Source organism: Pseudomonas sp. 30_B (assembly GCF_017491605.1).
GTDB lineage: Bacteria > Pseudomonadota > Gammaproteobacteria > Pseudomonadales > Pseudomonadaceae > Pseudomonas.
In genome coordinates, this window is record NZ_JAFGYY010000036.1 from 1 (window position 1) to 14,023 (window position 14,023).

The following is a 14,023-nucleotide window of genomic DNA, read 5'->3' on the forward strand; positions in this document are numbered from 1 at the left end:
CATCGACCAGGTGCAGCAGTCGGTGTACCAGAAGATCGCCGAGAAGATGAAACAGCAGCAGGCGGCTGCCCAGAAGCAGTGATCTACCCGCCACGCCCGGATGGGGCGTGGTTTCCTCAACCCGTAAACCACAAAGGCCAGGCGAACTCGCGTTCAGCCTGGCCTTTGCATTTTTCCCTTTCGCCGGGCGCGGCTCGTTTCACTGCCCGCCGAGGAACCACCGGTAATAGGGGTTATCGCCCTCCTCCCGGGCGATCTGCCGCACGTCCCGTGCCCAGGCCTCGCGCTCGCCACGGTAGGCGTGCAGGCTCAGGCCGTAGAAGCGGCGCAGGCTCTGCCACTCATCGTCCACCGCGCCACGGAACGAGGGTTCGGCGCCTTCCAGGGGCGGCGGCGAGCGTAGCGCGAGGAGCGTCGGTAGTACGCGGGTAATTTCCCGCGAGCGCACCCAGGGGGCGTATTCGATGCGCGGCTGGTCGTCGGTCACCGCCGGGGCGTCGCCGGCATAGCGCTCAAGGCCCTCGCGATCGGTGATCCAGGTGGCCAGCAAGGCTTGTGGCGAATCGACCCCCACTGCGCCCAGGGCCGCCGCGATCTCGGGCTGCTCGAAGCGCTGGCGGATGCGCGGGACATCCAGTTGCAGCGGTTGCAGCGAGCCGACCAGCAGCATCTCGTGGAACTCGGTGGTCCACAGCGAGGCGTAGGGGAACACGTCGATGAAGCTGCGCACCAGCGAGCGGCTGTCTTCGTCGTTCTGGGTCGGCAGCGGCAGCCACTGGGCGACCACGCCGTTCTCCCGCAGGCGGCGGGCGGCCAGCTGGTAGAAGTCCCGCGAGTACAGGTTGACCACGCCGGCCGCCGAGGGGGGCGGCGGTTCCAGGGTGATCATGTCGTAGCGCTCGTCGCTGCGCAGCAGTTCGCGGCGGCCGTCGCGCAGGCGGATGTCCAGGCGCGGGTCGCTGATCGCGCCGAAAGTGCCCTGGAAGTCCGGCGCGGCGGCCAGCACTTCGGGCAGCAATTCGGCCACCACCGGATGCTCCAGGTCGCGGTAGCGCAGCATCGCGCCAACGGTGATGCCGGTGCCGAAGCCGATAACCAGCGAGGAGCGCGGCTCGCCCCGGTGGATCAGCAGCGGCAACAGCGCCTGCAGGCGCATGTAGCGCAGCGACGGCATGGCATCGCCGGTGTTGGATACGCCCTGGATGTAGAGGCGGTTGAAACGCCGGTCGCCCTTGCCCTGCTGCACCACGGCGACGGTGCCGCCCCGGCCTTCCTGGTAGAAGGTGATCTGCCCGTTGCGCGCCGCCGGCATCAGTTCGGCCAGATGGCGTGGCGGCGTCAGCACCGCGGTCGCCAGGGTCGCGAGGGCTATTGCCATGACGGCGATACGCCCGCCCTTGCCCACGCCGCTGCCGCGCCAGACCGCCAGCAGGCCGATGGCCGCGGCGAGAATGGCGAGCAGCGCCAGGGTGCGCACCAGGCCCAGGGCCGGCACCAGCAGGAAGCCGGTCAGCACCACGCCGAGGATGCCGCCCAGGGTATTCAGCGCCACCACCAGGCCGACATCGCGGCCGACATGCCCGCGCTCCACCGCCAGGCGCAGCGCCAGTGGGAACGCAGCGCCCAGCAAGGTGGTCGGCAGGAACACCACGCTCAACGCGGCCACCGCGAAGCGCGCGGACATCCCCGCCAGTTCGCTGCCCCCCAGGCTCAGCACCGTCATCTCGACGGCGCTCTGCGCCGCCACCAGCCACTGCCCGAGCCCGGCAATCTGCAGGATGGCGAGCAGGCCGGCCGCCGCGATCAGCACCGCGAACACGCCCCAGGGGTCGCGCAGACGGTCGGCCCGCCGCGCGTAAATCGCGCTGCCCAGCACCAGGCCGAGCAGGTAGGTGGCCAGTACCACCGCGAAGGCGAAGGTACGGGTACTCATGAATTGCACGATGGACTGCGTCCACACCACTTCGTAACCCAGTGCGACACCGCCGGCGAGGCAGTAGAGCGCAGTGGCCAGGCGCGCCGCCGGACTGCGCTTGCCGCTGGCCGTGACGGGTTCGGGGACGGGCTCGACGGCGCCGCGCTGGGCAAGCAATGCCCCGGCGGCCGCCAGCAGGTTGAGGGCGGCCGCGGCACAGGCGCCGCCCACCACGCCGAGGGTTGGCAACAGCAGGAAGGCTGCCAGCAGGGTCCCGGCGATGGCGCCGGTGGTATTGGCGGCGTACAGGCCGCCGCCGGCGCGGCCCATCTGCCCGGTGTCGGGCTGCACGGCGCGCATCAGTACCGGCAGCGTACCGCCCATGAAGAAGGCCGGTACGCCCACCAGCAGAAACGGCAGCAGCCAGGCCAGCAGGCCGACGCTGGCCTCCAGGCGGGCAAAGGGCTCCGCGGAGGCCGACAGGGCCAGCGTGGCGGCGACTCCGAGAATCGCCACCAGCAGTTCCAGGCCCGCATACAGAAGCACCGGACGCTTCAGGCGGTCGGCCCAGCGTCCGAAGGCCAGGCCACCGAAGGCCAGACCTGCGAAGAATGCGCTGATCGCGGTGGTCACGGCGAACACTTCGACTCCCACCACCAGCGACAGCTGCTTGACCCACAGCACCTGGTAGACGAGCGCCGCGCCCCCGGAGACGAACAGCAACAGCGCGGGAATCAGCAGACGCGCCTGCCTGCCCTGGTGGATGCTGCGTTCTGCGCTGCGTGAGGTACTCATGCGGGAGGAGCCGGCGGCTGAGGACATCGGATAAGCCTTCTCAGACAGAGGAAAGCCCGCGACGGAAAATCCGTCGCGGGCCGGGTTCGGACACCTGAGGCAGGCGCCCATCGCGCAGTTCAGATTACTTGGCGCCCTGCTTCATCTTCGCCTCGATCTTTGCATCCACGTCCTTGCGGATCTGGTCGATGCTGAAGCTGGCCGGACGCTGACTCGGCGGATAGTCGACGAAGGTCTGCAGGAAGGCTGCCGCCTTGCGAGTCCCCTGGAACAGCAGATAGTCGTTCTTGGTCAGCCAGTCGTAATACTGGTCGGAGACCACATCCGCCCGCTCGTAGGGGTCCATGCGCAGGTTGAACAGCTTGGGCACGCGCAGGCAGGTGAATGGCTCGCTCCAGACCTTCAGGCCACCCGGTGCGCGCTGTTCGCACCAGACGATTTTCCAGTCGTTGAAGCGCATGCCCACCAACTCGGCCTCGTCGTTGAAGTAATAGAACTCCTTGCGCGCACTCTCGTTGGACTTGCCGGTCAGGTAGTCCAGCTGGTTGTAGCCGTCCAGGTGCACCTTGAAGTTCTTGCCGCCGACATCAGTGCCCTTGAGCAGGCGATCCTTGATGTCGGTATCGCCGACGGCCGCCAGCAGGGTCGGGAACCAGTCCAGGCCGGAGAACATCTGGGTGGAGACGGTGCCCGGCTTGACGTGGTTCGGCCAGCGGATCATCGCCGGCACCCGGTAGGCGCCTTCCCAGTTGGAGTTCTTCTCGTTGCGGAACGGGGTGGTGGCCGCATCCGGCCAGGACCACTGGTTCGGGCCGTTGTCGGTGGTGTAGACGACGATGGTGTTGTCGGCGATCTTCAGGTCGTCCACCGCCTTGAGCAGCTTGCCGACGTCGCCGTCGTGCTCGAGCATGCCATCAGCGTACTCGTTGCCCGGCATGCCGCTCTGGCCCTGCATGGATTCGCGTATGTGGGTGAAGGCGTGCATGCGGGTGGTGTTCATCCAGACGAAGAACGGCTTGTCGGCCTTCACCTGCTTGTCCATGAAGTTGATGGCGGCCTGGGTGGTCTCGTCGTCGATGGTCTCCATCCGCTTCTTGTTCAGCGGGCCGGTGTCCTCGATCTTGCCGTCGGCGAAGGAATGGATCACCCCGCGCGGCGAAGCGGCCTTGATGAAGGCCGGGTCGTCCTTCGGCCAGTACGGGCGCTCCGGCTCTTCCTCGGCGTTGAGGTGGTAGAGGTTGCCGAAGAACTCGTCGAAACCGTGGTTGGTGGGCAGGTACTCGTCGCGGTCGCCCAGGTGGTTCTTGCCGAATTGGCCGGTGGCATAGCCGTGGGCCTTGAGCGCCTGGGCGATGGTCACGTCACGGGCCTGCAGGCCCACCGGAACCCCCGGCATGCCGACCTTGGACAGGCCGGTGCGCAGCGAAGCCTGGCCGGTGATGAAGGTGGAGCGCCCGGCGGTGCAACCTATTGGGTGCCGGATGCGACGGTAGTGGGCCGCGAGCAGGCGGCCGCACTGCGAGTCCACGGTCCGCTGGACCTGTTCGGCGGTTACGTGGAGCGGGAATTCCATGCCGGAAAGGCCATCGTGCATCCCTTGCCGGAGCGACCGACACTGACGCCACGCGGCTGGAACCAGGCATTCGCGCGCCGGGTGCAGCCCCTGGTGCTGAACGGGCAAAGCGTGTTCTGCCACAACGACGCCCTGCGCTTCGCCAGCGCCCGTCTGCAACGCGGCCCGCAACGCCTGAAGCCTGCGGGTAGCCGCGGAGGCATGGGCCAGCAGGTGGTCCATGACGCCGATGGGTTGGCCGAGGCGCTGGACCGCTACGAGGAAGCCGACTACCAGCTCGGCCTAGTCATCGAGGACGAACTGCAGAACGCCCAGACCCATAGCGTCGGCCAGGTCATGATCAATGGCGTGCTCCTGAGCTATCACGGCATCCAGCAGCAGAACCGCAACCGCCGTGGCGAACTGGTGTATGGCGGCAGTGATCTGCTGGTGGTGCGGGGCGACTTCGATGGTCTGCTCTCACTCGACCTGGTCGCGTCCGTCAGACAGGCCATCGAGCAGGCGCGGCTGTTCGATCGCGCCGCGCATCAGTTGTTTCCGCAGTTCTACGCCTCGCGCCGCAACTACGACCTGGTACAGGGTATCGATGCCCAGGGGCAGGCCTGCTCGGGGGTGCTGGAACAATCCTGGCGCGTCGGCGGAGCCAGTGGCGCCGAGCTGGCCGCGCTGGAAGCCTTCGTCGCCGACCCGACGCTGCATGTGGTGCGCGCCTCCACCTTCGAAATCTTCGAGGACAAGGCGCTGCCCGACAACGCGCATCTCCTTTATCGCGGCCCCGATGGCCATGGCGACCTTCAACTGAAATACGCAATGGTGGAGCCTTATGAACTCCAACGGTGAAGACATCCATATCGACGTTGGTCCCCTGCGCCTGCAGGGTAACTTCCTCATTCCACGCACCCATGTGCCGGGCGTGCTGTTCGTGCACGGCTGGGGCGGCAGCCAGCAGCGCGACCTCAAGCGCGCCCGGGGGATCGCCGGGCTCGGCTGCGTGTGCCTGACCTTCGACCTGCGCGGCCACGGGGCAGGGGAGGCGCAGCAGGCCTGGATTACCCGGGAAGACAATCTGCACGACCTGCTGGCGGCCTACGACCAGCTGGTGACCCACCCGCGCATCGACCCTGCGGCGATTGCGGTGGTGGGCACCAGCTACGGTGGCTACCTCGCCGCCATCCTCACCGAGCTGCGCGCGGTGCGCTGGCTGGCGCTGCGGGTACCGGCGATCTACCGCGACGAGGACTGGCTGCTGCCCAAGCGGGAGCTGCCGCGCGAGGACCTGATGGCCTATCGCGCCAGTCACATCCCGGCCGCCAGCAACCGCGCGCTGAAGGCCTGTGCCGGCTTTACCGGCGACGTGCTGCTGGTGGAGTCCGAGCATGACGACTTCATTCCCCACGCCACCATCATGAGCTATCGCTCGGCCTTCCAGCGCACGCACTCGCTGACGCACCGGATCATCGACCGCGCCGACCATGCCTTGAGCTGCGAACAGTCGCAGGACGACTACACCCAGATCCTGGTTCGCTGGATCACCGAGATGGTGGTAGGGGAGCGGGCAGGTCGCTTGGCAACGGGGTGAAGCGAACCAACGACACCAAGGCGGCGTATCCGGCCACCGGAGCGTCGCCGCCAGACCGGGAGGAATCCGAAGATGATCAGCGACAGCGACAATGCGACCGTCACCATCCTCAACGACCTGATCGAGACGTGCCGTGATGGGAAAGAGGGTTTTCTCACCTGCGCCGAGCACGTGACGGCACCCCATCTGCAGGAACTGTTCAGGCGTCGCGCCAGGCAGTGCGACGTGGCTGCGCAACAGCTGCAGGAGTGCGTGCTGGAACTGGGCGGCCAGGCGGAGCAAGGCACCAGCCTGGGCGCCGATCTGCACCGGCGCTGGATCGACCTGCGCGCCTGGGTCGGCGGGAAGGATGACGAGGCGATAATGAGCGAGTGCGAGCGTGGCGAGGATGTCGCCCAGCAGCACTATGAAGACGCCCTGAAACAGGCGTTGCCAATGGATATCCGGGAACTGGTGACCCGGCAGTACGCCGGGGTGATCCGCAACCAGGACCAGATTCGCGCCTTGCGCCGGCAACTGGCAGGGTGAGGGCAGGGTGGGGCCGGAGGGCGTCCTGCGCGCACTCCGGTCCTCCTCGCCGATTCAATCCGAAGGGTGTGCCTTGGCCAGCGCCTGCGCCATTTCCAGGTGCTGCTGCAGTACCGGCAGGGTTTCCTGGGCGAACGCCTTGATGTCGGTATCGGCGGCATGATCCGCAGCGTCGGTGAACAGCTTCACGGCTTCCTCGTGGGCGCTGACCTGGTTATTGGCATAGGCCGCGTCGAAGGACTCCTTGCGCACGTCGAGGATCTTGGCCTTGGCCTGGCTGGCCAGGCTCGGCTCGTCCGCCAACTGCAACTGGTGCTTCTGGGCCAGTTCCTTGAGCTGGGTGTTGGCCTTGCTGTGATCATCGATGATGTGCTGCGCGAAGGTCTTCACATCGGCCGACTGGCTCTTCTTCAGGGCCAGTTTGGCGGCGCCGATCTCCGCCATGCCCGCGGCCGACGCTTCGCCGATGAAATGTTGCCCCTGGGATGAGAACTGCTCGGCGAGCAGTGGCCCGGCGGGTAGCAGGAACGCGCACAACAGTGCGCCGCGAAGGAGTGCTGCATTTTTCATGATGATTCTCCGTGTCGGGAAGGGAGCCTCGTCATGCGAGACCTGCTGGGTTGACGAGGCTCGGGGGCGGGGGTTCAGAGTTTCCGCACGGGCGGTGCGGGCAGTAGCCCGCGATCAGAAAAAACGAACGATCCCGCGGACGGTCCTCCAACGACAGACCAGCGTTTCATTCATCCAGCCTGGAGGTCGACACCATGCCCGTTCCCGTCCAAGCCCAACGCCCCGTTCCGGAGGAGTCACCACCCGACCGGGAGAGCCAGATTCCCGAGGAGTTCCCCGAAGAAGTGCCCATGCAGCAACCGCCGGAAGAGCCGGTCCCGCAGCCTGAGCGCTGAGCTGCACGGCTACTTTTGCAGGTACTCGCCGCTGCCGACCATGGTCTGGCCCCAGAGCTCCAGGAAGCCGAAGGCCGTGGTGAGCAGGGCGAGGAAACCGAAGGCCAGGATGCAGGCTCCATAGAACGCCGTTTGCCGCCGGGACAGCCGCATGTAGATCGGCAGGCCGATATACAGCAACCAGGCGGAATAGACGCTGCCAGCGGCGGCGGCCAGGATCAGCAGCCAACGCGACGGCATCAGGGCGGCCAGGCCGGCGATCATCAGCGGCAGGGCTGCGGCGGTCGAGAAGGTCATGCTGAAGCCCACGGCCGGTCGGCTTTCCGTGCGGAACAGCACCCAGCGCACCAGGTAGGCGATCAGCACGACGCCTGCTACCAGGCCGGCATAACACCAAAAAGCGAGGAGGGTGCCGCTGGCCAGGCTCAACACCTGGGTGTCCTCGTCGCCCGGCAAGCGCCAGCCGACCTGGGTGGTGCCGATCAGCAGGCAGATCGCGGGTATCAAGGGCATCAGCAACCAGAACGGCAGGAAGGCCTGCGGATGCCGGTCGACGCCATGGCGCAGGTCGCGCCAGGCCTGTTCAGGACGCACGAAGAAACCGAGCAGCGGAAAGTTCATGGCGGACTCCAGGCCTCGGGTGGCAAGGCGGTTGAAGGATGCAGGACGTGAGTCAATGACGGCGGGTCAGCTCGTCCACTTCGATCTCGATCAGCGAGCCGGGATCTTCATTGCCCGGATCGTTGATCTGAGGCGAGCGCGGTGGCTCCGGCGCCGCATCGAACGGGAGGTTCAGCAAGGGCAGCAGGTCATCCCGAAACTGCTGTTGCTGCTCCTCGGACAAGGCGGCGAAACCGTGGTCGAGGATGTAACGGGCGAGAATCTCCTGGCGGCTGTCCGGCTCCAGAGTTTGCTCAGCCAGCAACTGGCGAAGTTGGTGGTCGAGTGCCACGTCTCGATGATCGTTCCAGCCCATGGCGAGTTCCTCCTGCGTTGTGGTGTCCATCGCGTCGGCGTCGAAGTCTCTCGTCGCCACGTGGTGTCGACTGAGCCTGTCCACGGGTGTTCAGCATCCGGGATGAACGGTGCAGGAAGAGGGATTTCGTCCGTTGAGGGGAACTCCGGTCAGAAACGACTCTGCACGGAAGAGGCGCCGTAAGGTCGTCGGCAAATCTGGAGCCTGATCGCGTTGCAGGGAGCTATGGCCATCCTCGGGCGTACTACGCATTATGTAATTTAACATAATATACATTATGCGAACCTACGAATAAGAGTCACAGCCCACACCCTCAGGAAAATCACGCACAGAACGTCTCGCTGTATCAGCTACTTAGCGGTACTTCTTCAAGTTCTGCTTGATGAGGCTCCTGCTTTGGAATGCAACGCTCCACCTCCATCATTCCCGCGTGATGCCCGTGATAGTGATTCCGTAGAGATGCAGCAGCATATCGATCGGTGTGTGCCCAGGCTTCTCGTGCGCGGCGCCGTAATCGCCCTGTGCGAGATTCTTGCGCGCCCAGGCAAGCAACTGCCCCGCGGCGGCTTCCATGCTGGGCTTGGTGGCGGCTGACACCGTCAGTGTCGAGGTGTTTGTTGTCCTTCTGATAGCTGATGATCCAGTTGGCCATGGAGAACCTCCTCGCAACGGACTTATTTGCTGTGCTCCGGTGAGCTCGGACCCTGGGTGACGCCACGTGGGCCGGCGACGCCCCAGATCGCCAGGCCCAGCAGCGGAAAGATGATGATCAGCAGCGACCACAGCGCCTTCGCGTTGACGTTCGTGTCGCTTCTGAAAATGCTGATGATGGCCCAGAGATCCAACAGCACGACGAGTGTTGCGACGCCGATCAGCGCCCAGGTTGCCAGCGAGGACATGACGCACCTCCTGCGTGGGTTTGTTCTGTTGCTGGCCTGTCATTCCCGGCAAGGTTCCCTTCAACGGACGAAATTCCTTTCCTGCGCCGTATTCGGGTAGATGGCGGCTGGTGGCCATGGTTCGTCCTGATTCGAGGCTGGAGGCGGCCCCTGGCGAAACCTACCGGAGCCGGGCAATGTTCTCGTCGATCCGTCCCTGGATGGTGCGCAGTGTGGCGGCGGTGATCTGGCCCGGCAGCAGGTCCATCGCTGTCCGCGAGAACGAACCGGCCACCTCGCAGAAGTGCTCGATGATGCGGGCTGCCTCCTGGGCCGGGAGGTCCGCCTCCTGCTCCGCCAGGTCCAGCAGATGCGCTCTGCCGATATCCAGGGCCTCACCCAGGACATCCATCTGGTGATAGCCGCCCGGGCCTTCGCAGAAGGTCACGTCGTAGGCGGGAGCCAGCGTCCAGTCTCCCGCGCGGGACATGACGTACGAGAAGTTCTTGGGGTGGTCGTCACGGTTGTTGAATACCACGTTGAAAACCACCCGCTCGAATGCCCGTGCACGCTCCCGGACATCGTTCGTACAGGCGGCAGTCGCCCGCAGGAAACCGGTGTAATCCAGGCTGCCCGCTACCCGGTAGTCCGCCCCGGTCAGGGCCGCAAGGCTCTGCATCGGGACGCGCATGCCGTCACACCGGTCAAAACGCCGGGTGGCAAAGGCCGTCTGGCCATCAGGAAGCGCAAAGTACTCGGTATCCGGCGTCGAGATGCCGCAGCGGCGCAGGCAATGCGCATAGACATCTTCGATGGCGCAGACCTCGGGATGCTCCTGGTTGGCCGGGAACTTGACCAACCAGGCCTCCATGCCTGGCATGGCCGTCGATGAAAAGCTGCGTCCCTGGGGCGATCGATAGAGCAGCGCCTTCGGCCTGGCCCCCTGGGGCGAGCCGCCCATCTGCAGCAGACTCAGGAGGAACTCCCCTCCTTCGCCCTTGAGTACGTCCTGGACTTCAGTTGCCAGGCGATCCAGGGTGATCCGCTCCGGCGGCGCATCGGCTTCCGCCGCCTGCGGCTGAAAAGCCATTGCGCCCATGGCGTTTCTGCCGATATAGGCCAGCCGCTCCAATGGACCGATACGGGCGGGATTCAGGCCGTTGCGCTTGAACAACCGGTCCATCAGCAGCATGCCCCATCCATCGGGCAGCGAGTCGTACACTGGTCCTGGCAGCCCCATCTGATGGGGCGGGAAATCGCGTCGCAGCGCCGGCCCCTGCAAGGGGAGCAGCAGGGATGAGAGCTCCAGCCCCCTCCTCCTGGCTTCGTCGCTGAATTCAAAGGCGATCAGCGGGCGACCGGTGATCGCCGTGGTCGAAACCAGCGTGCCCCATTGCCAACGCTCGCCCCAGCCGTCGTAGTAGACATCAACCTGTTTAAGCATCGGTGGCCTTCTTCTTGACCCGTTGGCGGCGAGCGCTGCCTTCATAGCGGAGGATGTCGTCCAGGCTGTCGAGCTTGGGCATGAACAGCGCCTCCACTTCTTTGGCCCGGCCCAGGACGATGGCGATTCGCACCACGCTTTCGAAGGCCACGCTGCGGCCAGACTCGAAATTGGAGACCGTGTTGACCCCAACGCCGGCACGGCCGGCTACATCCGCCTGCGTCATCTGCTGGGCCACACGCTCCTTGCGCAGACGCTCGCCGAGCAGCTTGACGATCTCTTCAGGCTTTCTCAGGGTTAATTCCATAATTCAGGGCCTTATCATGGGTAAAGGCAGGTTAATCCACTGAATACAGGAGTTACAAGAGGAAATCACTTTTCAGCAAGATAAATCCCTTATTTCAGTTCTTATATGTGATTTCAGCACTTAATACGCTGAAATAAGGATTTATAAGCCGGTCATTCATGGGGCCGGAAGCGCAGCGCCTGACGGACCTGCGCCCTACCCCTGCACCAATGAACTCAGCACCGCCCTCAGCTTTCCGGGGCGGACCGGCTTGTTCAGCAGCGGAATGTCCAGCCGTTGCAGTGCCCGTCGGCACTCATCGCTGCGGTCGGCGGTGATCATCACGGCGGGAATGCCGGTTGCGTAGCGTTCGCGCAGTGCCTTGACCACCTGGCAGCCGGTGAGCCCGTAGTCGAGGTGGTAATCGGCGACGACGATGTCCGGTGCGTGCGAACCCAGCGCGGCCACGGCGGTTTCCAGGTCCGTAGCCGTGAGGACTTCACAACCCCATTGGCCCAGCAGCGCCGTCATGCTGTAGAGAATGGCTTCTTCGTTGTCGATCACCAGCAGGCGCCGTCCCGGCAACGGGTCGCCGGTGCTCGGACGTGGCGCACTCGGAGCCGGTAGGCGTACGGGCAGTTCCCCGGCGAGAGGGATTTCGATGGCGAACAGCGAGCCGCGCCCCAGGGTCGAGCGCACCTGGACTTCGCAGCCGAGCAACCCGGCAATCCGCTCGACGATGGCCAGGCCCAGGCCAACGCCCTGGCGCTCGGCAGCACGGCCGACATCGAGTTGGTTGAACTCGCGGAAGATCGCCTGCAACTGATCCGCCGGAATGCCCCGGCCGGTGTCCCAGACTTCCAGGCGTACGTTATCGCTGCGTCGGCGTGCGGCCAGCAGCACGCCACCACGCGGGGTGTAGCGACAGGCATTGCTGAGGAAATTACGCAGGATGCGCGACACCAGGTGGGCGTCGGTACGCACCCGCAGGTCGGGAATGCGCGTGCGCAACTGCAGGCCCGAGGCGCGGGCCACGCTATCGAACTCCGAAGCCAGCGGGCCGAGCAATTCGTCGAGGTTCAGCGATTCCGGGTCGGGGCGGATCGCGCTCTGGTCCAGGCGGGAGATTTCCAGCAGGTCGCTCAGCAGGTTTTCCGCCCCCTCCAGTGCCTGATGCGTGCGTTCCACCAGCTGTCGCTCGGACGCCGGCAGTTGCCGCTCGCGCAGGGTCGAGAGCAACAGGCGCGCGGCATTCAGCGGTTGCAGCAGGTCGTGGCTGGCCGCTGCCAGGTACTTGTCCTTGGACAGGTTGGCCGCCTCGGCGGCATCGCGGGCTTCACGCAGTTGCTGGTTGAGCGTTTCCAGTTCGCGGGTACGGGTGGCGACGCGCTGTTCCAGCTCCTCGTTAAGGTTCTGCAAGCGTTGCTGGGCCTGGACGCGCTCGGTGATGTCGGCGACGAAGCCCTCGACCAGCCCCTCCTCGTCCGGCTTCATCAGCAGGTTCATCAGCACGTCGACATGGCTGCCGTCATGCCGACGCAGACGCGTCTCGTAGCCGAACAGTCCGCCCTGATTGCGCAACAGGTCGCGGATGCGGCGCATCTCTGCCTCGCCGCCGGCGAACAGCTGGGTCGCCATGCCCTGCAGATCCCACAGCACCTGCTGCGGGTCGTCATAGCCGAGCATGTGCGCCAGGGCCGGGTTGGCGGCGCGCAGGCCCTGGCTCAGGCTGGCCTGGAAGATGCCGTGGACGGCATTCTCGAACAGCCATTTATAGCGGTTGCGCTCGGTTTCCAGCTCGTCCAGGCGCGCCACCAGTTCGGGGTAATGGCTCTTGCGCGCGGAATGGCTGCCCAGGCCGAGTAGCCCGGCCAGGGCCTGTTGCTGCTGCTCGTCAGAGGGCCTCGCCATACACCACCTCGACGTCACGCAGGCTGGACTCGCGAGGGTTGGTGAGGATGCACGGGTCCTGCATGGCGTGGCGCGAGAGGAAGGGAATGTCCGAACTGCCCACGCCGTGCGGGCCGAGGCTTTCATGGAAGCCCACGGCGTTCTTGAAGGCGATCAGGTGCTCCACCAGGCGCTGGCGGATCTGCGCGTGGTTCAGGCCGCGGCAGTCGATGCCGAAGGTTTCGGCGATCACCTTGAAGCGTTCGGGCGCGGCGCTGTAGTTGAAGGCCACCACGTGTTCCACCAGCACGGCATTGCACAGGCCGTGCGGCAGGTCGAGGTAGCCACCCAGGCTGTGGGACATGGCGTGCACCGCGCCGAGGATGGCGTTGGAGAACGCCAGCCCCGCCTGCATGCTGCCCAGCATGATCTTCTCGCGCAGGGCGATATCGCCGGGGTTGGCGATCATCTGTACCAGGTTGCCGTTGATCAGCCGCATGGCCTCCAGCGCGTGGGGGTCGGTGAGCGGGCCGTGGCCGGTGGAGACGAAGGCCTCGATCGCATGCACCAGGGCGTCGATGCCGGTGCAGGCGGAGAGGAACGGGTCCATGGTCAGGGTGGTTTCCGGGTCGATCAGCGACACGTCGGGCACCACCGCCTTGCTGACGATGGAGAATTTCATCCGCTCGTCCTGGTTGGAGATGATCACGAACTGCGAGACGTCCGCCGAGGTGCCGGCGGTGGTCGGGATCAGGATCAGCGGCGGGCTGGGCACGCGCAGGGTGTCCACGCCCTCGAATTCGAGGATGTTGCGGCCGTGGGCGGCGACGATGCCGATGCCCTTGGCGCAATCCATGGGGCTACCGCCGCCGACGGCGACGATGACGTTGCAGCCCTCGCTGCGGTAGACGTCGGCGCCGCGCATCACTTCCTCCACGCGCGGGTTGGGCGAGACATCGGTATAGCGGCAGAAGGGAATGTCCTGGGCGGCCAGGCTGGCTTCGATGTCGGCGACCCAGCCGGCGGCGAGTACGCCGGGGTCGGACACCACCAGCACCTTGCGGGCGCCGAAGGTTTTTACGTAGTTGGCGACATTGTGCCGGCATCCGGCACCGAAAATGATCTCTGGCGAGACGAATTTGCGCAGTTGGCTGAGCTCGTGAGACATCGGGGGCTCTGTCGTTATTGTTATGGGATATTTCCCGCAGCCTACTGCATCCGTCAGGGTTTGCAATGCGACCTTGGCAGACGTTT

Annotated in this window: 15 protein-coding genes; 4 read left to right on the forward strand and 11 right to left on the reverse strand. The window is 65.4% G+C overall.

Features of this window, described 5'->3' with window-relative positions:
• Positions 1–199: 199 nt before the first annotated feature.
• Entirely contained in the window at positions 200–2,710 is a 2,511-nt protein-coding gene (locus J5M67_RS25385; RefSeq protein ID WP_207888191.1) for a fused MFS/spermidine synthase, read from the reverse strand.
• 124 nt (positions 2,711–2,834) lie between these two features.
• Positions 2,835–4,283 carry an arylsulfatase gene (locus J5M67_RS25390; RefSeq protein ID WP_243434881.1) on the reverse strand — a complete coding sequence of 483 codons (1,449 nt, stop codon included), beginning with the start codon at positions 4,281–4,283 and terminating at the stop codon, positions 2,835–2,837.
• Here J5M67_RS25390 and J5M67_RS25395 point away from each other — a divergent pair.
• The 3 genes from J5M67_RS25395 (at position 4,203) to J5M67_RS25405 (ending at position 6,390) form a co-directional block, all read left to right on the forward strand.
• Entirely contained in the window at positions 4,203–5,123 is a 921-nt protein-coding gene (locus J5M67_RS25395; RefSeq protein ID WP_368735951.1) for a DUF3182 family protein, read from the forward strand. The genes J5M67_RS25390 and J5M67_RS25395 overlap by 81 nt on opposite strands.
• Complete coding sequence (locus tag J5M67_RS25400) at positions 5,107–5,862, forward strand: S9 family peptidase (protein WP_207888192.1); 756 nt, start codon at positions 5,107–5,109, stop codon at positions 5,860–5,862. The genes J5M67_RS25395 and J5M67_RS25400 overlap by 17 nt, the downstream gene beginning before the upstream one ends.
• 75 nt (positions 5,863–5,937) lie before the next feature.
• Positions 5,938–6,390: a PA2169 family four-helix-bundle protein gene (locus J5M67_RS25405; RefSeq protein WP_207888224.1), complete on the forward strand. Its 453-nt coding sequence runs from the start codon at positions 5,938–5,940 to the stop codon at positions 6,388–6,390.
• Positions 6,391–6,444: 54 nt separating this feature from the next.
• Here the strand turns inward: J5M67_RS25405 and J5M67_RS25410 are convergent, their stop codons facing one another.
• Positions 6,445–6,960, reverse strand: coding sequence for a DUF4142 domain-containing protein (locus J5M67_RS25410; RefSeq protein ID WP_207888193.1), 516 nt, complete (start codon positions 6,958–6,960; stop codon positions 6,445–6,447).
• Between the two features lie 194 nt (positions 6,961–7,154).
• Here J5M67_RS25410 and J5M67_RS25415 point away from each other — a divergent pair, with 194 nt between their 5' ends.
• Positions 7,155–7,295 (forward strand): hypothetical protein, encoded by a 141-nt coding sequence (locus J5M67_RS25415; RefSeq protein WP_207888194.1) that lies wholly within the window; start codon positions 7,155–7,157, stop codon positions 7,293–7,295.
• 9 nt (positions 7,296–7,304) lie between these two features.
• On the opposite strand, the gene J5M67_RS25420 is transcribed toward J5M67_RS25415, so the two are convergent.
• The 8 genes from J5M67_RS25420 to ercA all read right to left on the reverse strand — a co-directional run bounded on the left by J5M67_RS25420 (position 7,305) and on the right by ercA (position 13,937).
• The gene (locus J5M67_RS25420; RefSeq protein ID WP_207888195.1) at positions 7,305–7,916 is read right to left on the reverse strand and encodes a Yip1 family protein; all 612 of its coding nucleotides are present in this window, start codon (positions 7,914–7,916) and stop codon (positions 7,305–7,307) included.
• Positions 7,917–7,968: 52 nt separating this feature from the next.
• Positions 7,969–8,271: a hypothetical protein gene (locus J5M67_RS25425; protein WP_207888196.1), complete on the reverse strand. Its 303-nt coding sequence runs from the start codon at positions 8,269–8,271 to the stop codon at positions 7,969–7,971.
• Between the two features lie 420 nt (positions 8,272–8,691).
• Positions 8,692–8,844, reverse strand: coding sequence for a hypothetical protein (locus J5M67_RS25430; protein ID WP_243434883.1), 153 nt, complete (start codon positions 8,842–8,844; stop codon positions 8,692–8,694).
• Positions 8,845–8,945: 101 nt separating this feature from the next.
• Positions 8,946–9,170, reverse strand: a complete 225-nt coding sequence (locus tag J5M67_RS25435; RefSeq protein WP_207888197.1) for a PLD nuclease N-terminal domain-containing protein — start codon at positions 9,168–9,170, stop codon at positions 8,946–8,948.
• Positions 9,171–9,330: 160 nt separating this feature from the next.
• The gene (locus tag J5M67_RS25440; RefSeq protein WP_207888198.1) at positions 9,331–10,593 is read right to left on the reverse strand and encodes a type II toxin-antitoxin system HipA family toxin; all 1,263 of its coding nucleotides are present in this window, start codon (positions 10,591–10,593) and stop codon (positions 9,331–9,333) included.
• A complete protein-coding gene (locus tag J5M67_RS25445) occupies positions 10,586–10,903 on the reverse strand; it encodes a helix-turn-helix domain-containing protein (RefSeq protein WP_368735952.1) in 318 nt (105 codons plus the stop codon). Before J5M67_RS25445 ends, J5M67_RS25440 begins: the two co-directional genes overlap by 8 nt.
• A 192-nt stretch (positions 10,904–11,095) precedes the next feature.
• Positions 11,096–12,790: a NahK/ErcS family hybrid sensor histidine kinase/response regulator gene (locus J5M67_RS25450; protein ID WP_207888200.1), complete on the reverse strand. Its 1,695-nt coding sequence runs from the start codon at positions 12,788–12,790 to the stop codon at positions 11,096–11,098.
• Positions 12,774–13,937, reverse strand: coding sequence for an alcohol dehydrogenase-like regulatory protein ErcA (gene ercA, locus J5M67_RS25455; protein WP_207888201.1), 1,164 nt, complete (start codon positions 13,935–13,937; stop codon positions 12,774–12,776). The genes J5M67_RS25450 and ercA overlap by 17 nt, the downstream gene beginning before the upstream one ends.
• Positions 13,938–14,023: the final 86 nt, after the last annotated feature.